The sequence below is a fragment of the Achromobacter xylosoxidans genome, assembly GCF_014490035.1.
GTDB lineage: Bacteria > Pseudomonadota > Gammaproteobacteria > Burkholderiales > Burkholderiaceae_B > Achromobacter > Achromobacter bronchisepticus_A.
The window spans coordinates 6246458-6263862 of the sequence record NZ_CP061008.1 but is presented as its reverse complement, the minus strand read 5'-3'; the positions used below and the strand labels follow the sequence as shown (position 1 = coordinate 6263862).

The window sequence follows — 17405 nt, the reverse complement described above, 5'->3', positions numbered from 1 at the left end:
CTCAACGTTTGTCATTCTTTCTCGGTTTGAGTGGTGAGGCATAGTTGGGCCTTTAAGAGGGAGGCCCCCCAATCGGGAGGCCCCGATGGGTCAATGAGAACAGCAGTCTTAGATCGGATGTTCGGAGAACGTGCCATCCGCCTGGTGTGTGACGAGGCGGTTGCCCACGTTATTGCGACGATCCGCAAGCACCTCGACGTACATGCTCTCGGGAAGGGTAATGCCGAGTCGATGCAAGACTCCGCGGAAGTAATCGAGGTCCAACCCAAAGGGATTTCGCTCGTAAAGATTTGAATAAAGGAAGTCGCCGCCGAATTCGCCGTCGTCGTCTGCATCCGGATCAGTGTCAAGAAGCTCGACCGGCTTCGGTATGACCAGGAAGAAATGGCCCATGGGGCGGTCCCAGCCTAGATTGACCGTGATGGCATGGCCGTTGTGCAGGGTTTTGAAGAAATGATTGCTCATCGCAAGCTCCGAAGAAGAGCCCACTCGCCCGTTCGGGCGTGGGCCCGGTAGGGGAAGGAGCAGGGCGTCCAATGGGCGCCACTGCTTGGGTTTAAATCGGGATGACGCGAACTGCGCCGGCACCGCTCAGGACTTGGACCCGTTGGCCAGGCTTGAGCGGGATGTCAGCCTCCTGCGCGATTGCTTGGGTTTGACCACTATCGAGTCGTACAACGACTTCGATGCCAGCGGCTTCGGACACCTTGCGTTCGACAGAATTGCCGGCGATACCGCCGATGAGCGCGCCTATGGCTGCCGCGACATAGGACCCCTTGTGGTTTCCGATGGCGCTGCCCGCCAATCCGCCTAGTGCGGAACCTGCTGCCATGCCTGCCCCGGAGTTGTAGCCGGCCTGAATGGTGATTGGTCGTGCCGAAATGACCGTCCCCGATTGGACCTGCTGCACCTGCTGAGCTTGCTGGTAGCTGTACACGCCGCCTGAGGCGCTCTGATTTGCACATCCGGCGAGAAGGCCGGTCACCGCGATCGAGGTGACAATAGCCGCACGTCGGGTGTTGCCTCGGCTATGCGTGAAGCCGTGGGCGCATGCGCGCACGGCCACGTAGGCCCGCGGTGCCAGGGAAATAGCCCCCCAGACAATGGCGCCGACGCAGATGCCAAAGGCGATAGAAAGGCTTGCAACGCTGAACGTTGAACTCATGTCGGTTCTCCTGAATGAAAAAGGGGAACCGCCGCCCCATTCGGGGAGGAAAGTTCCCCGATGGGCTGAAAAGACACTCCTGGTCGCTAGGACCTGCGGTCACCGAATGGTGGAGCCAAACCGCAGCACTGCAAAAGATGCCAGATGAGCTCTGACGGGCATACTGGGCGGAATCCTACACACAATCTCAACGGTTTGGCAAGAGGGCTACCGAGCTTTTTTGGAGCTTGCCGCCGCTCTATGATGGTTGCGGTGCTGCGGTGGCAGCGTCCTGTTTTGCCGTGGCTTAGGAATAAACTTGAACTCCGTATTTTCAATCCCGAAGTACGTGACACGATCGGTGTTTGCGGGGCTCGGCCTGGTCGCGGTGATCGCACTGTCTGGTTGCGCGACAACCTCCGGTGCCCTGCATGTCGCGCCGGAGGGATTGGACTTCGACTACACGGTCAGTTCGGACGGCGGCCACGTTGCGGTACGCGCATTTGGTGACCATGGAAAAATCATTCTGGTCCTGGACCAGCCGTTGCCGTCGAAGCTGCGGTCGGTGCCAATTGAACTGCCAGGAGGGGCTCGGGGAGATGCCGAGGTGCGAGGCAACTACGTTTTTGTACCTGGCAGGCCGGACCGCTTCTCCGTGCTGCTGCCTGCAGGCCGCGTTGATGTCGTTCGATCGTCTGTTCTCGCAGCGGCAGGGTCCGACTCCGACCACATACCCGTCCAAAGCCCACCAACCGCCTCTGGCGACGAGGGCGACGGCGACGAAGTTGAATCCAACCTCGACTGGAGTGCTTCGGAGGTTCAAAACGGCGCTGCAGCTCCGGTCCTACAACAAGGCGGGCCAGTGCCAGCGCGGCCTGTCGGCTATAACGATCTCCGGCTGGGGCCACTGCCGCCCACAGGTGAACAACCTCGATGAAGGAACTCGCAATGAACATTATTTCTCCCTGGGCAAGCAAGTGCCGTGCTGGAACTCAGGCAAGACACGAACGTCTTGGTGACGTGTCAATCCTCGCTGAATGTGGGGATAGCCGAGAAGTCGAAACAGTGACGCTGGACAGCGAAGGGTGCGAAGTGCGCGCTGTCGAAACGGTGCCGGCGGCGGAACTGACGTCGGTCGACCCGTGCCGAGACTTGCTGCCGCGCCGAGCTCCCGCGACCATACTTTCCTTTAAGGCTCCGAGTCCGGAGTGAGGGACTTTCCTCTCTCTCGAAAATTGGTGTGGTGCTGCAGGAAATTCCATTGATTTCTTCATCGCCGAAACGTAAGATGTCGGCTAGAAAGCCGTCCGACAGCTTATGTCGGAATCTTTTGTAGCACTGCGGTTTGGCTCCACCATTCGGTGACCGCAGGTCCTAGCGACCAGGAGTGTCTTTTCAGCCCATCGGGGAACTTTCCTCCCCGAATGGGGCGGCGGTTCCCCTTTTCTTTAGGAGATCCGTCATGGCTCAAGCAAACACCCCCAAGTACTTCGATGCTCATCTTCGTGGCCTCGGCTATGTTCGTCGTGTTCGCGAAGTTAAGCCCAAGAAAGGTGCTCCGTTCCTTGCGTGCAGCATCAGCATCTTTCACGGTGAGGCGCAGGAAGGCAGTGCGGATTCACTCACCTGGCTCAATTGCGACGTAAAGGTCGTCGGCAAAGACGCCATCAAGGTCATGAGCGAAAAGCTTCAAGAAGCCGCGAACGACTCCAGCCGCAAGGTCCTGGCGTCCGTGACCATCGGCGATCCGTACATCGACACCTACAAGATCACGAGCGGCACCCGTGCCGGTCAAACAGGGGTGGTCCTCAAGGGCCGCTTACTGAAGATCCACATGGCGAAAGTTGATGGCGTGATGGTTTATCAGTACGTTGAACCCGAGGCTTCGGCCGATGGCGTTCGAACTGGCACGGATGACAACTGAGTCCTAGCCAACCCCGGAAACTCCACACACGTGGAGTTTTCTTCAATGTGCGCCGGTGGTGCATATTGAAGAAGACTTCGCAGGTTGTTCAGTGCGCGCCGCACTCAAAAAGGCGCATCCCGAATATCTGGTTAGGCTGCTGAACAGGCCAGATGAAAAAAGCAGTGTCCTCCACCCTCAGTCGATTCGGTGAATTGGCGTTCCTCGATCGAAATTGAGCTACCCGTCGCGGCCCTGAACCGGCCGCGGCTCTCTCTTCCGATCCCGGCTCTGTCCAGGGCAGGGCACACTTGGCCCGAGTAGGCTTGCCAGAGGCGACTTCGTCGTCTGTGGCAAGCCTATAGTCAAGCTTACTCGGGCGCCAACCCTATCCGCTATCCCAGGCCAGCAGCGGCCCGTAACGCTCGCAACCTTAGCGCATGAAGCGCTCCAACCCCCGCCCGGCACCGCCGGACGGGGGTTTTTGTTGGCCTTGCGGTTAAAGGACGTACACAATCGCCCCGTCGGGCACACCGGGCGGCAACGAAAGGACTGCCGCCCCGCCAGAAGGCGAGCTCAGAATACCGCTCCTGGCGACGCCAAAGAGAATCGGCAGGCCATCCTCGTCGTCCGGGAACATCCGGTATAGATCTACCGCGCGTCCGCCTGGAAGAAAGTAGATGTAGGCGGTGCCACCCACAACGACATTGCCCGTGCCGAACTGTGGGCTGAACCAGGTCGGAAGGTCGAGCGCCGTGGACGGGGCTGATCCAGAAAACGTTGGGTTAGATTTTGCAAACCTGGCTACTGAATTCGCGTAGATGCGCAGACTGCCTCCGGACACGACCGCCTCGTGCTGCTGCTGCATATCCAACGTAGTCTGCTCCGACGTGGAGGCCAGAGATGCAATTAGGATGAACAGCGCCAGCAGCGGAATCATCAGTATGCTCATAGCTGTGCGTCCTTTGGGACGGGGTCGCCGCCGGAGGTGGTCAAGAGATCCCGCAGCACGTGTAGCCGTGCCCGACGTTGCCCGCGTACAGGCTCTTTCCCATGACGTTGTAGAAATTCTGGTTCCTGCCTGCGCTGGTTACGCTGGTTACGATCATGCCGGCCGGGCACCAAGAGTTGTCCGTAGGGAGGTAATTATCGGCACGTCCCGCGAAGTAGTACTCGCAGCGAAATTGTCCTCCGCCAGACTTTCGCCACACTCCGGCCTGGCAGGATAGGGGTTCACCGATTCCCGTCCTGGCCACCAGGCCGTTTGCTTCGCATGCCCAGCCTTCGTTGGCGACCCCGCCGACGTACACGTATTCGTAGGCGTTGAGGCGTCCGTGAGAATAGGTTTGGCCCATCGAACGTAGTGCCCCGCCGCGGACTTCGCCTGCAGTGACCACATGATTGTCATTTAGAACGCGAAGCCAGCCATCGTTGCCTGCTGTATACCAGCCGCTACGGGTAGATCCGTCAGCGTTCTGTATTACCAGTGCGCTCTTAGTATTGATATTGCCGGAGGCCTCCACGGTCTGAGTGCGAACGGTGCGTGTGTTATTGAGGTCATTGCCATTCATGTCGATACTCGTGTTCATCCGGTTGACCTCTGGCCTCCCAGCGACCGAATTTCGATAGAGATAGTCCGTAACCTGGCCGGCGCTGTTGAAGAACAGCGCGGTGGCCAAGTTGCCGCCGGGCAATGCCAGTCCGAAGCCGGAAACCGGCACCTGCCAGCTTCCCATTGAGCCTTGAGCTATGGCGGGCTGGCGCGCGAGAACGAACCCGCCTCCCTCCAGCAATGCAGCGGTACGACGCAGGTCTTGTTCCGGAATGTCGCCGCCACCTGTCACCAGGAGTGCTTCGAGAATGTTCTGGCCACCCTGCGTTACGCGGCGTACTGCGAGCGTATAGGCCTGGCCGTAAGGATTGAGCGCGGGCAGGGCGGCGGGCAGGTTCCCAGCGTTGCGGATCGTGTCCAGTGAGATCGTGACAGGACCGCCGGCGGTAGCAGCCAGAAGAGATGCATAGTTGTTTTTGACGTATGCCGCAGCGGCGTTGCCCACCTGTTTTTGATGAAATGCCGCTTGGCGGCTTGTGAGCGTGGCCATGTAGTCGGTCTGGTTCCAGAGCCATGCTCCCAGGCCTATCGCGAAGAGAAGGAGCACCAGCATGCCCTCGACCATTGTGAAGCCCGCCTGCTTTCGCCTTGAAGCGGTCAATTGGTAGCGTCGGTTCATAATCTGTTCCCGAAGATGGCAGCGGCTTTCTGCGCTGCAATTTCTGTGTTCAGTCCGGCGAAGTCGCCTTTGCGGATCTTGGCCCGGATGGCAGTGTCCTCTTTGCCATCCAACACCAGCCAGTTGATTTGCAGGCGCTTGGCAATCCCAGTGCCTGTTTTGACTGTTTCAAGCTGTTGGTGAATCACCGCGCTGATGTTGTCAGCCAGCATGGCGTTGAACGACTCAACCGATGCGCCCGAGCCAGCGCATAGCGATTGCAGTTTGGTGAAAGTGAGCTCCGGACTGTCTGCGTGCAGTGTGGTGAGGACGGGCCATCCGTTGCCGCTTACACGGACGACCTCGATTGCGGAGGACGGGTCGCGGGTCTCCCCAAGATAGAAGATGTTCGCGCGAGAACGCAGCCCTCGCATAAGCTGCTCTTGGTAACCGCCATGCTCGCGTGCCACCTCGATTTGAATCGCGCGGCCCCTCCCGTGCATGCCATTCAACGATGTTTCAGGCGGATCAGCCAACGCGATGCCAAGCCCACCATGCCGTTCAAGCCGGTCGATGAAGATCGCATCAGCGGTGGACGTCTTTCCGTGGCGCATTCCTCCCGACACGACGACTAGGCCACTCAGCTTCGGCTGTATCAAATGGTTGAATAGCCGGTCCGCCATACCGAGCGATCTCAGCGGTCGTGTCTTCACATCCGCGCGGGCCAGGATGAATATGTCCTGCGAGTCCACGTCGAAGAGCTGCGTCACCCTGAACTTCTCCTCGCCTAGGGTGGCGGTGAACTCCGACTTCGTCAGTGTCCGCAGTGCCTGCCTGCATTGCTGACGCAGCAGATTGACGTCCGCCTGCAGGTGGCCCGGGACCTTGTCTGAGAGCGATTGACTTCCCTCCAGTTCACGAAGCTCGGCGTAGTCGGGCCCGATGATCATATCGACAAATCTCAGGTCGAGGAGGCTGGTTGCCTCCTCCAAGGTAACGGGTGTGTTGTCCATCAGCGTGCAGTCATTACAAGGTCAACATTGCCGGTGGTTGGGCAATTGGTCATGCTGACGAACTGAGCCGTCCGGGAGAGGTTGGCGCGCAGAGGGATGCAATTGCTGCTGGGGACAGCCCGGTAGGTAATCACGAACTGGGTGGCCGATCCAACGACAGTCACCTCGCCATCCCAACTGTGATACAGCGTGCCCGTCGTCGCGCCGACCATGTTGCTCGGAATCGCGCCGGCGGCTTGTAGCGCCGCAGTTGTGACATTGGCGTACCCATTCATGTCTCGGAGGAGCTTGGCCCCCTTGACGAGCTGGGCGATGTTCTGAGCTTCCGTGTTGTTCTCGGTGTCCTTATTGAGGACGTAGTAGCCTCCAAAGATGGCGCTGGCCACGATAACGGCAAGCAGCATCCACGCCAGGAAATCGGCGACGGAGGCTCCTGCTTGGCGAGCTACCGGCGTGCCGGCGTGAGGAAGCGCATAGCCAGTGACCTTCTGCGAAGCGCCGTCGGATAGCGACTCGCGATCGGCTGGTGCAGCGGTGCAGGAAGGGTCGATGTTAAGGGTCATGTGATGCTCCAATAAACGGGAGTAGTTGTGCAACGCGCCTTCGGCGCGCAGTTAGAAAACTCGATCGCCCATCGCGGCGGTCTGAAGTCCGAATAGTCCGAAGAAAATCACGGCGGCGAGTGCGGTTACGCCAATCAAGCCCAGGAAGAAGATGACCTTGCCCGACGCCTCAAGCCGCAGCGCGGCGTTCTCTGCCGAGTTGGCAGCAAACTCAGACAGCGCATAGGCGAATCCCTCGCGCGAGGCGATTGTGGTGATGTACGCGATCGATTCTTCGTCCGGGAACTTGTGACCTGCCAGGTCTAGCGCGACGCCAAGGTTTTTGCCCATACTGAGGCCATACATAGTGTCTTGCAGGCGCTGTTGCAGCCAGGGGCTCGCGTGCTTATGGATATGCACCATGGTTTGCAGCAAATCCGCACCGGCATTAAGCAGGATTGCGAGATTGGAAAAAAAACCGCGCCCTGCATGGTCTTGTACGTGGACCATGGGGGAATGCGTTCGAACGCCAGCCTCATTGATCCGGTCCAGTTGGGCAGCGACCAACGGATCGCAAAGCCAACCGCGACAAGGCCGGCCAGGATGAAAATGCCGAAATGCCGGATGGTTTCGCTCATCCAGTAGACAAAGGCGGTGTACCCCGTCCAAGTTGTTGGATCCGAGCCTCTGGCGAAAACTGGGACCACCTTGAAGGAGACAAAAGCCAGTAGCACGGCGGCCATAGTTAGAATCACTGCCGGGTACGCGACAGCGCTAATAATTGCGGCGCGGACACGTGCCTGGCGCTTGATGTGCTTTATGGCGTCTTCGCACCCGGTGGCGATGTCCCCCGCTTTCTGGGCTGAAGCGAGCATAGAGATCTCGGTGCCCGGAAGCCAACCTTCGAGTGCCTCGGAAAACCGATCGCCGCTCATCCCGCTGGAAAGGCGCACTAGCACCTCGTGTGCGAAGACCGCGATAGTCGCCTTCGGGCGGCGACCATTGCGGCTATGCGCCTTCTGAATGTCGACAAGGGCGTCGAAGACCGGAACCTTCGATCGCGCCATGGCGTAGAGGGTTCGGTAGATCACTATGCGGCGACGCGAGCTAAGCTTTGCCATGACGAGAGCTCCGGCGGTTGAAGAGTGTCCGCTGGGCGCGGCGCGTGCGCCTGGCCTTGCGCGGCCCTATGCCTTCAGCGAGCCAGTCGTCGCTGTCTAGCGGCCGAACCATAAGCTCGCCGAGATCCGGATCCACGCGGCCTGCTTCGATCAATCGGATCAGATGCCCGCACTGGGTTACGCCACCCATCTCCTGCACCCAATATTTCTGCGCAGCGAACGTCCCGTTCTTACGGTAGACCGACATCAGTGAGGGGGTCGGGGACACCACTTCGGCGCAGACGGTACGTCCGACCAGGCCGCGGCGGCAATGCGAGCAGCCCTCGCCTCGAATCCGAACGCCCGATACGTCGCAGACTCGCCTAACCCGGTCGCGAAGCCCCGGCTCAAGTTCGCCCTCCGCTTTGGCGAACGGCTTGCTGCAATGCCGACATAGGACCGGAACTAGGGCCTGGTTGATGATGCCGATGAACAGGGTTGGATCGGTGAGCAAATTGCGTGGCACGCCGGAATCTTCGAGCCTGTCAAAAGCGCTCATAGCATCCTTGACGTGCAGCGTTGCAAGGGTAGGGTGGCCGGTTAGCGCTGCGCGGATAGCAGCTCTCACCGAGGCCTTCCCACGAATCTCGCCGATCAGAATCGAGTCCGGATCTGACCTCAGCATGTGATCGATGGCATCGACCCACGCTGCTTCAACGTCTTCTTCGCTGGTGCCTGCCGGGATAATCGGTTCCTGAACTGCCACGTAGACGGCCTCGGCGCCATTGCGGACGGTGACCACCCGAATGGGCTGCTCGACGGGGTCTTCGGCCGTCGCGACGATGAGCTCCCCTTCTGCTTGCAGCAACGCTTGCTTCAGGTAGTGGTTCAGTGTGGTGGACTTGCCCGAGCCAGTGGTCCCTGTCACCAATACGATTCCGGACGTCTTGCGGCCGAATGATCGAATTTGGGCACATTGTTCGGGCAGGTAGCCGAGCTCCGCCATGGACTTCGGCGAGTCTCCGGTATCGGGATAGAGACGGATGACGAGCTTTCGACCGCGTGCCGCTGGGCCAGTCGCAATCCGGCAAACAAACAATCCCGACTGGCGGGCGTAGCGCTCCATGAGTCGAGCGTTCTGCTTTCGGGACGGCTCGTAGTTGTCGGGCTTCTCGCACATCGACGTGTAGAGCGTGGAGATTAGGTCCTCCGCCACGGCGCGGTCCAGGGTGAATCGACTCTCCGGAATGCCGTTGATTCGGTATTTCACATACGTCTTATCGACGTCGGGAAGAAAGTGAATGTCGCTCGCGCCCAGGCTCGCTGCCTCGGAGATCATTCGATTGATCTGTTCTTGCTGGGCGGTCTTGGTGTTTCCGAGGCCTTCGGCCATGGAGAGCGCAGCGCCGTCCTTCGCGGACTGCTGTAGGCGTTTGATCTCGGTGTGACTGACCGTCCGCAGTTCGAAACTTACTCGGTTGAGGCGAAGGCGCGATATGTATGACATCACACGCATATCGTCGCTGTGCTCTTCGTCCACGTACAGGACGCCGTCGTCGGCCAGCACGACGCGGTCGATTACGTACTCAGGCGCCTGCCAGTCCCCGCCGACAGCGCTGAGATTCTGAACTCGGCGTGCAGGCGCCATGGGCGGGGCGAGTGTCTCGTTCTGGCCTTCGGGCGAGTTGGGGGCATGGATGGTGGTGTCCATTTATGTTTACCTTCCAGGCTGGAATGGAACCGCGGCCCCGGGGAAGGGAGACGTCAGGCGAACAGAGCCCTCGGTAACGCTTTGGGGGGCTTCCGCCGAGAAGCCCAGGCGTAGGTCTTGACCGTTCCGCGTAAGGACCACCCTGTCTACGGAAATTGATTTCACGCGATAGCCTCCGGGGATGTCCTCGCCTGCGCGAGCTGTGGCCTGCGCGCCGCCCGCGTACACCAAAATGGCGGATAGCTTCCCTCCAATCCCTTGTACAGACCGAACCGTAGGAACGCCGGTCGCACTGCGATCTTCGACGCGAGACGTCTTTTCGTAGGCCAGTTTTGCTTCATTCATTCCGGTCAGCGCTTCATAAGTGAGCCTGCGTAGCTGGATTTCGGCGAGGTCTGCGAGGGTGCTCGCGGTTGCGGGGCCAGAGTCGGGCGAGCGCGCGACTTGCCCGACCGCGTGGGAGACAGGTCCGAGCATCAGAGCGACGAACGCCGCTAGGCCAAATACGTTCTTACTTTCCATAGATCTCTCCTTTAAGCGTGTAGGAGAGCTTTCTCTCCTTGAGGGACGTAGACTGCTCCAGCAGCCGCACGCCGCGCGTGTCAAAACCGGCGAAGACGGAGGCGGCAGGCCAATCACTGACGATTTCGAAGGTCGCAGTGCTCCAGTCCGGGGCGGGCTCGCCTACCTGCTCGTTGGGGGTGCTGTGAGTAGGCGGAGCCTTTGGCGCGACCTTGATCGGAATAAGCTGCTTCTGGAGGTGGGAGACAAGGCTATCCACCCTGTGTCCGATCTCCAGCATCTCGTCGTCGCCTCCCGCAGGCGCTTTGGACATGACGCGCACTGTCGCTTGGTCGGCGTCCGCCTGGATCGACACGGCGTATCCCGGGGGAAACACCGCTGCCGCTGCTGCTCTGAACTCCATGACCGTGGCGCCGGGCCGCCGCGCATATGCCGCCTCGTATGAACTCGGCGTGCAGTTTTGCGCGCGGAGTTCCCATGCAGCGACATCCAGTGGTGTCGATCTCGCGGCTGCTATGCAGTGCGAAATCATCGCGGGCACGGGGGGCGTAGTCGTCCATGGATGTACCAAAGCGGCAGGCCGAACGTCCTGGCCACTATCTTTCCGAACGCGCTCCAGCTCGGCCTGGCGGAGCCGTTCAAGGCGTTCTTCGCGCTCGCGTTCGTGCTGGCGCCAGACCATATAGACGATGGTGAGCGCGATGATCGCCGCCACCGAAAGGGCCAGGAGAAGCCATTCGCGGCGACTCAGCCCGAAGCGAAGCGGCTTTAGCTTGTGATCGCGCGTGGCAGCTCGGGAGAGTACCTCCAGCGTGACAGATGCATCACCGCCAAAGTCGAGCTCGGATGGGGCGTAGACGGTGACTTCCTTCCCCTTGGAAGAGAGCAGCGCGTAAAGAGCGCGCACTGCGTCCTGTGCCTGAGCCAGAGTGTCGAAAACAACGTCCGAGTCAGGCACCACGCCGCCATCCTTGAACGCGACAATGGCGAATCGCCCATCTCCGACCGCGAAGGCCGCAATAAGGGGGTCGAGCGTGGACTGCCCCTCTTTACGCAGCAGCAGGTCCGCCACGATCGAGGCGAGGCTGAACATGCCTTTCTGAACTCCCGCTTGCTTGCGCACAAAGCCGGCCTGGATGATTGTGGGCAGTCGGCGAATAGCGACGATGTCCATACCGTCTCGCTTGCCGATCTCGCGCGCCTCTTTCATGACCTTTTGGGGTTGCGAAAGTGTCTGCCAGTACAGACCGGAAACGAGGGACTTTCCGCCGGCCGAGATCACTATCACCCGGCCGGGTTCTGGTTGTTTCGGACCCATAGGCTCAGCTCGCTGTTGCTCTGTAGTCGCCAGCGCTGCCGCCAGACTCGTGAATCTCGGAGTCATCATCCAAGACGATAGGGGTGATTAGAATCACGACCACCTCGCGTCGATTGTTCGTGGAGCCCCCACCGCCCGTGAGCCAGTTTGATGGGCTGAACATCCCGCTCCTGTTCCCGCGGTCGACGTTCTGCTCGAAGCCGGAGAGAATCAGCGTCTGACCTGATCGGAGGCGTACACGTTGGGAGAAGATTCGGCTGTCCACCTCCGGGACTTCAATGGAGTTGTCGCCGCTCGTGACCGTGCGCAGGCGAGGATCTGTTGAGAGGTTCATCGTGAACTGCAGCAGCATCTGGTCGCTGTCGATCATGAACGGGAGAAGATCCATGGAGAAGCCGGTCGTGACGGTCCCCGGTGTGAGCGCCGAGGTTGAGCCAACTTGAGCCGTGGCGGTGTTGGATACTGCAGCAAGATAGCTGGTCTGCTTTGCTACCTGGACTGGGACAGGCTGATAGTTGAGGGTCGTGACCGAGGGCTGTGTCACGATCGATACGCGACCTTGGCTCGACAGCGCGCGGAGAATGGCTTTTGAGCCAGCGAACTGGCCGGCTGTGCCGGTTGCGGTGTCCAAGATTCCGATTGAGGCCGAGCCCGCGCTAGAGGCTGCGGTGAAGGCATTGGCGACAGTGATTCCGTAGTTGCCGTTCAGCGACTTGTACACAGCAGTCAAGTCGAGGCCTTGGTCATCTGTCTCTGTCCGCTGCACGACTGCCACGGTGATGTTGAAAAGGGCCTGTCGCGTGATGTTTCGGTTCTCTGTTTTGAGATAGGCCGCGATGCGGCTGAGCACGTCCGGCGTGTCCGTGACCGCCACGGTCCCAGTGCTGACGGACAAGCTCGATTGGCCCAGACCTGGAGTGAGCATGCTTTTGATCATCCGGTCCACATCCTCCGCCAAGTTCGATTCAATCGAAACCATCGTCGTCTGTGTGGAGCCGCCTGACACGGTGCTCCCGCCTGAGCCTGAGGAAGACGTGGCGCCGGCGGCACCCTGACCGCTAGTGCCGGATGATGCAAGCTGGGTGCCAGATTGCACGACAGACTGCATGTTGGTCTTGGACTGGATTGCGTATATGCGAAAGACTCGGGTGTCCAGGTAGTGGATCTGGACGGCGCCATCACGGAAAGTCCAGCTCAAGCCCAGTCGTGAGGTCACGGCATCGAGCAGCCCCGGTAGGGGCTTGCCGTCCCAACGAATGCCGGAGATCGTTGTGTCTCGTGCGGACATCGAGGGCAGCGATGAGCCTGCGCTGAGGGCGCCGACCCCGCCTGGGGGGATCGGCCCCCCGGATCCCGTCGGTGGGGTCATATCAGGCGTCCTGGCGGCGGTGCGTGCACCACCGCTCAGCGCTGTGATGGCATCAGGGGTGATCCTGACGGGCACTCCGCACAACGCCGTCACCGTTTGTCCAAACTCAAATACGCTGATCGCAGCGGCAGGGACAAATGTGATTGGGCATTGAAGGGGTGCGGGATATGCGGCCGCAGACGGCCGCGTAATTGGCGTCTTCGATACCCACGGGCGATCGATTACCTCCACTGCGCGATCTCGGGTCTTTCGCATGCTGGCTGCGCTGGCGGCGTGCTCGCCGTAGGCATCGTCCACGCGCGCCTCGGTATCCTTAATGCGCTGCAGAGCGCAGCCAGACAGGGTCGTCGCGAATGCGATCGCGATCACAATTGCTTTTCTCATCATTTCCTCTCCATCACTTCCAGTACTTTGTTGTCCCGATAGGCGAGGCCATTGAATTTCCTTTTGGCGACGTCATACGCAGCTAGCAGGTCATTGGCCGCATCCCAAAATTCGCCTCGGAGCGTGACCGGGACTTCGATGATGTAGTCGAAATCGGGGTGCCACTTGACGGGCTGCCACCCTGCCGCTTGGGCCCAGCCGTCGAGCGTCTGTTGAACGGTCTTACCCGTCTCGGCGTGCCACTCCTGGACGGGGGGTGGCGGCGGAACGGGCGGAGCGGTGCTTGTGGCCGCGGTGACATCGACGGTCGTGACGGGTGCGAGAGTGGCGCCACCTGGCGCAATGACGTCAGCTCCGGAGCGGCTGTCTCCCGTTTTTGGCTCCGCGATGGGTCCGCCTAAGGCGACTCCCATGAACGCGGCCAGACTGGAGCCGTCTGGCATCGAGGCGACGAGGGGCTGTGCGGTCGCCTGCAACGCAGGGGCGGGTGCAACGATTGGCTTGTACGACGGGTCAGGCCCGGCAGCGGCGTCAGCGGCAGTGCGACGAAATGCCAACTGCTCTCTCGTGGCAGGGACCGCGGCGCTGCCCGTCTGTCGAGCCGGCGTGGCCAGTCCCGTGTAGCTGCCTTCAGGCGGAATCCCAGCGCGCCACGCTACCGCTTCTCGCTTACCGAGTCTGAAAGCGAGGCGGGCTTCCATATGAGGCACGACAATGTATGGAGACTGCGCCTCCCAAGCGAGCAGAATTCGCCCGCCAGGTGCGTCGGCGAAAATGGCCGGGATCTCGGTTCCGGGTGCGAACTGCAGATACACCCTCTTGCCGTTGTCAAAAATCTGCACAGGAGAGATACCGCTGTCGCCGGCCTGCTTCCAGTTGAATTCATACACGGCCGGCACGGGGGCCGAGAACTCGGGCTGGGCGGCGGTGGCGATGGGCGGCATCAGCGCAGCCCATGCAATGACTATTAGATGGGTGAGGCGATTCTGCATTCAGTAGCTCCTGACTATGTTGGGGTCAAGCACGAGATCTCGCGCGACGACGATGTTTATCTTGTCCGCAGGTTCGAGCGTGAGGGTCCTCTTGATCGACTGATTCCGTTGGAGAATCTGACGGACGGTGTCGCTTAGTGCTTGACCCGCGGTGCCTGTCAGCGTCGAAGTGGCGTTGCCGCTGTTCGAGCCGCCACTTCCCACGTTTATGGTGACGTTCTGGCTCTTGTCGTAATGGCCTGCCAGCGCCGCCACTGCAGCTACGCCGAAGGCGCTTCCAAAGCGCTGCCAGAAGTGGTCGTCAACCTGTGCAGCAATGCCTGCGGCGCCCGTCCGATCGGAAATGTCCCAGCCGCCTAGAGCCACCCGGCCGCCGCTCGGGAAGTCCATCCGGTTGACAGACATGAGGATGCGGCTTTGGCCTTCAGCGATGTCCGTGCTCACCTCGCCAGTGAGCGCGGTGCCTCTCTCTATGAGGAGGTGCTCGCCACGTAGGCTGTCGTAGACGTCCGACGTCACCATGGCGCGGAACGTGCCCGGGGCATCTGTATTCAGGGACTGCTGGATCACAGCAGGGATGATCCAACCTTCGCGGATGTAGTATGAGGATGGCGCTGCGGAGGCGAACAACGGCGGCTTTATGTTGCCAGGAGTGCCGGCCTGTCGGCCGGCACTGGCCTGCGGTCCAACGACCTGGCCAACCGTGTTGGCGGGGTCACCGGCCGGCTGCGCACCAGGTATACCCCCGGCGGAAAAGCCGGAGGTGTCGATGCCGGCTGCTGTAGCGACGGTAGACACGTCACGAAGTGCTGCTTCCGCGCCGGCTGGGTCGCGATGCGATGATCGCCCGATCGTGGTTTGAGGTTCGTCGGCGTCCTGCGATTCCCAGAAACCGATCTCCACTGCGGAGAGATCCTCCTGTTGCGCGATTGTCACTGTGTTGCGGTGGTCCTCTATCCGCCTGGCATCGGCCTCGGTGCGAGTTGGCTCCGTAGTCGGAGCTTGATCAGCGATCTGCAGCGCATTAGACGGCTTGGGCGCGGCCTCTTCGTTCCGACTGAGACGGTCGCGTAGCTGGTCGGCAATCAGCCGCTGCACTGCGAATGGATTTCCTGCTTCCTTGGCGGCGCGCTCCTGCTCTTCCTTCCTAGCGCGGGCCTCGGCGGCGGATTCCGGCGCTATTCCAGCGAGCCGTCGCACGAGAACGAAGCCGAGAACGACGGCGATGAACGTGATTAGGACGATCTTGATCAGTCCTCGCGACACCGCAGTACGGCGTTGGGGCGAAGGACTGCTGGAAGGGGAGGGAGCGGCACTCATGGGTATGTCGCGCTGTTGAGATTCTTGACACCAGACACGCCGCAGCCGAAGAGCCCGCACGCTTTGCCGCGCCGGTTAAAGATGCGGACCTCATCTTTTCGAAGCTTCAGCAGTGCCCCATCGGGGAAAAGTCGCTGGACCACAAAGTAATTGCGGCGAACCGTAAAGTTGACTAGCTCTGCCGTTCCGTCCGCTCCCAGCGCGAAGATGGCGGGAATCTCCTGTACGTCGGCTGGGAGCTGTATCCAGGTGAACTTCCCATCATCGAAAACCATGGCGGGCTTGAACGGCGCGCTACCTTCCACCCGGTAATCAAAGTTCGCCTTCGAAATGTCGACGATGTCGGCCGGGCGCCCACCCTGGTGGGCACGCGACGATGAGCCAGAGCGGACGGCTGGGGCCGGAGCGTCCCATTCTGCGCTGCCCATTGGACCGTTCGGGCTGGCGGGCATCGGACCATTGCCTCCGAAGGTGTCCAGGCCGGCTACTGCGGAATCCTGATCGGGGTCCGCAGCCCAGTTGACGCGCTTGTAATACGAGCCTTTGGATGCTGAGACGAAGGTGACTTGATAGGTGCGGAGGTTCGTAATGATCGTCGCGGTGTTGAGCAGGTTGTCGCCCTTCGACATGACAAAAAGATCGCGCTTCGTTCGGGCCGGCTTGAACGTCCAACGGCTGGCGCTGGTATCCGACGCGTAATAGCCCTTGAGGATCTCGCCGGCGGCGAATTCCAGATGAACCATCGTGAAAGGCCGCATTAAGACGGGGTAGTCATAGTCGCGATCGAAGTTGAAAGTGACCAACCGCGCATCCAACGGCATCGGAACTGCAGCGTTCGGGCCCGTTCCGGCACGCTTCTGCGCCTGCGCGACCTCTGCTCGGACGTCGCTCTCCTGCGCGTGCGCCGGGACGCCTACGCAGAGCACGGCGATTACCGCTGCAAGTAGGGAAATGGCCTGACGCATTACTGTGCTCCCTGAATTCGAACGCTCGTGGGGCCGAAGTAGTCCGTGAGGGTCCACCACTCGATCTTGACGCCAAGCGGGTTGGAACGCTGCTCATCGATCGCTTGCTTATCGGTAGAAAGGAGGAATCGGATTGTCAGAAGCTTGGTTTTCGGCTCTCCGAATTCCTTGCCATTGACGCGCTCTTGCAGGGTGAGAAGCATGTAGGCCTGTTTACCGTCCACGCTGTAGGTGGTGGAGTTCTCGGTGACTTCACGCGTGAGTCCAGGCTGATCCGCTATGCGGACGCCGATCGGATCGACCTTGGCGAAGTAGTCGGTGAGCTGATCTGTCGCTGTGCCAATGGTCCAGCGAGTTGCTTTCGGGATGTCAACGTCGATTGAGTCCGACGGGTTCGGTTTGATGGTAAGTAGCCAGGTGGCCCATTGGCGCAGAAAGAACGTCTTATTGGCGGTTTCCGGCGTGAATCGCTCGGCAACACGGTCGGAAATCCAGACCGCGCCCGAGCGGGCGTCCCACTCGACGAAATAGGGGGTCTGCTGCTTGAGTGGCACCAACTGATATAGGGCAATGCCCTCGACCAGGGCGACGAGGAAGAACGCGAAGGCGACTAGCGCGGAGCGGTCGGCTTGTTGCAATGGACGCTGGAACACCGCGTAGTAGAGACGATGCGCGCGTTGGGTCAATGGGAGGATGTGCGCGTCGAACGACGGGTCCTCCGCGGTTTGGACGGGCGGCTGGGAAGTGTCTGTTGGGCGGAGATCTGGACGGCGACGGCGCATGAAGCGGCCCTTGAAGTTGAGGGGCATGGTTAGGCTCAGCGTTGGAGAGGATGCGTGGACGCGCACGCGTCGACGGCGCGGATGCAGTTACCGCTTGAAGAAAGTCCGTAGGAAGGGATAAACTCAAGCC

The 17405-nt window shown here is 60.5% G+C and carries 18 protein-coding genes; 2 read left to right on the top strand and 16 right to left on the bottom strand.

All coding sequences use genetic code 11. The annotated features are described in order from the left end of the window. Positions 1-108 precede the first annotated feature (108 nt). Complete coding sequence (locus tag IAG39_RS29060; RefSeq protein ID WP_006226467.1) at positions 109-465, bottom strand: hypothetical protein; 357 nt, start codon at positions 463-465, stop codon at positions 109-111. Between the two features lie 91 nt (positions 466-556). Beyond that, positions 557-1165, bottom strand: a complete 609-nt coding sequence (locus tag IAG39_RS29055) for a glycine zipper 2TM domain-containing protein (protein WP_006226466.1) — start codon at positions 1163-1165, stop codon at positions 557-559. A 298-nt stretch (positions 1166-1463) separates the two neighbouring features. Between IAG39_RS29055 and IAG39_RS29050 the strand changes: the two genes are divergently transcribed. Together IAG39_RS29050 and IAG39_RS29045 are read left to right on the top strand one after the other, a co-directional pair. Continuing rightward, positions 1464-2081: a hypothetical protein gene (locus tag IAG39_RS29050; RefSeq protein ID WP_124260339.1), complete on the top strand. Its 618-nt coding sequence runs from the start codon at positions 1464-1466 to the stop codon at positions 2079-2081. A gap of 525 nt (positions 2082-2606) precedes the next feature. Then, positions 2607-3068 carry a DUF3577 domain-containing protein gene (locus IAG39_RS29045; RefSeq protein WP_006226465.1) on the top strand — a complete coding sequence of 154 codons (462 nt, stop codon included), beginning with the start codon at positions 2607-2609 and terminating at the stop codon, positions 3066-3068. A gap of 478 nt (positions 3069-3546) precedes the next feature. Here IAG39_RS29045 and pilM read toward each other — a convergent pair whose 3' ends face one another. The 14 genes from pilM to IAG39_RS28975 all read right to left on the bottom strand — a co-directional run bounded on the left by pilM (position 3547) and on the right by IAG39_RS28975 (position 17302). Further along, positions 3547-3999, bottom strand: a complete 453-nt coding sequence (gene pilM / locus IAG39_RS29040) for a type IV pilus biogenesis protein PilM (protein ID WP_006226464.1) — start codon at positions 3997-3999, stop codon at positions 3547-3549. A gap of 40 nt (positions 4000-4039) precedes the next feature. Continuing rightward, positions 4040-5278, bottom strand: coding sequence for a shufflon system plasmid conjugative transfer pilus tip adhesin PilV (gene pilV / locus IAG39_RS29035; protein ID WP_006226463.1), 1239 nt, complete (start codon positions 5276-5278; stop codon positions 4040-4042). Continuing rightward, on the bottom strand, positions 5275-6270 hold the full coding sequence (locus IAG39_RS29030; protein ID WP_006225788.1) for an ATPase, T2SS/T4P/T4SS family: 996 nt from the start codon (positions 6268-6270) through the stop codon (positions 5275-5277). Before IAG39_RS29030 ends, pilV begins: the two co-directional genes overlap by 4 nt. After that, a complete protein-coding gene (locus IAG39_RS29025) occupies positions 6270-6833 on the bottom strand; it encodes a type 4 pilus major pilin (RefSeq protein WP_006225789.1) in 564 nt (187 codons plus the stop codon). Before IAG39_RS29025 ends, IAG39_RS29030 begins: the two co-directional genes overlap by 1 nt. Before the next feature lie 51 nt (positions 6834-6884). Further along, complete coding sequence (locus IAG39_RS29020; RefSeq protein ID WP_240633187.1) at positions 6885-7235, bottom strand: hypothetical protein; 351 nt, start codon at positions 7233-7235, stop codon at positions 6885-6887. Then, positions 7136-7933 (bottom strand): type II secretion system F family protein, encoded by a 798-nt coding sequence (locus tag IAG39_RS29015; protein WP_118931614.1) that lies wholly within the window; start codon positions 7931-7933, stop codon positions 7136-7138. Before IAG39_RS29015 ends, IAG39_RS29020 begins: the two co-directional genes overlap by 100 nt. Beyond that, positions 7920-9623 (bottom strand): GspE/PulE family protein, encoded by a 1704-nt coding sequence (locus IAG39_RS29010; RefSeq protein WP_054485455.1) that lies wholly within the window; start codon positions 9621-9623, stop codon positions 7920-7922. The genes IAG39_RS29015 and IAG39_RS29010 overlap by 14 nt, the downstream gene beginning before the upstream one ends. 6 nt (positions 9624-9629) lie before the next feature. Next, on the bottom strand, positions 9630-9968 hold the full coding sequence (pilP, locus tag IAG39_RS29005) for a type IV pilus biogenesis protein PilP (RefSeq protein ID WP_223283304.1): 339 nt from the start codon (positions 9966-9968) through the stop codon (positions 9630-9632). A gap of 166 nt (positions 9969-10134) precedes the next feature. Beyond that, entirely contained in the window at positions 10135-11463 is a 1329-nt protein-coding gene (gene pilO2, locus IAG39_RS29000; protein WP_118931615.1) for a type 4b pilus protein PilO2, read from the bottom strand. A 4-nt stretch (positions 11464-11467) separates the two neighbouring features. Further along, on the bottom strand, positions 11468-13219 hold the full coding sequence (locus IAG39_RS28995) for a PilN family type IVB pilus formation outer membrane protein (RefSeq protein ID WP_165867774.1): 1752 nt from the start codon (positions 13217-13219) through the stop codon (positions 11468-11470). Further along, positions 13216-14208, bottom strand: coding sequence for a TcpQ domain-containing protein (locus tag IAG39_RS28990; RefSeq protein ID WP_006225795.1), 993 nt, complete (start codon positions 14206-14208; stop codon positions 13216-13218). Before IAG39_RS28990 ends, IAG39_RS28995 begins: the two co-directional genes overlap by 4 nt. Then, positions 14209-15528 carry a TrbI/VirB10 family protein gene (locus tag IAG39_RS28985; RefSeq protein ID WP_118931616.1) on the bottom strand — a complete coding sequence of 440 codons (1320 nt, stop codon included), beginning with the start codon at positions 15526-15528 and terminating at the stop codon, positions 14209-14211. Further along, the gene (locus tag IAG39_RS28980) at positions 15525-16493 is read right to left on the bottom strand and encodes a TrbG/VirB9 family P-type conjugative transfer protein (RefSeq protein ID WP_006225797.1); all 969 of its coding nucleotides are present in this window, start codon (positions 16491-16493) and stop codon (positions 15525-15527) included. The genes IAG39_RS28985 and IAG39_RS28980 overlap by 4 nt, the downstream gene beginning before the upstream one ends. Further along, positions 16493-17302 (bottom strand): VirB8/TrbF family protein, encoded by an 810-nt coding sequence (locus IAG39_RS28975; RefSeq protein WP_054488777.1) that lies wholly within the window; start codon positions 17300-17302, stop codon positions 16493-16495. Before IAG39_RS28975 ends, IAG39_RS28980 begins: the two co-directional genes overlap by 1 nt. Positions 17303-17405 lie beyond the last annotated feature (103 nt).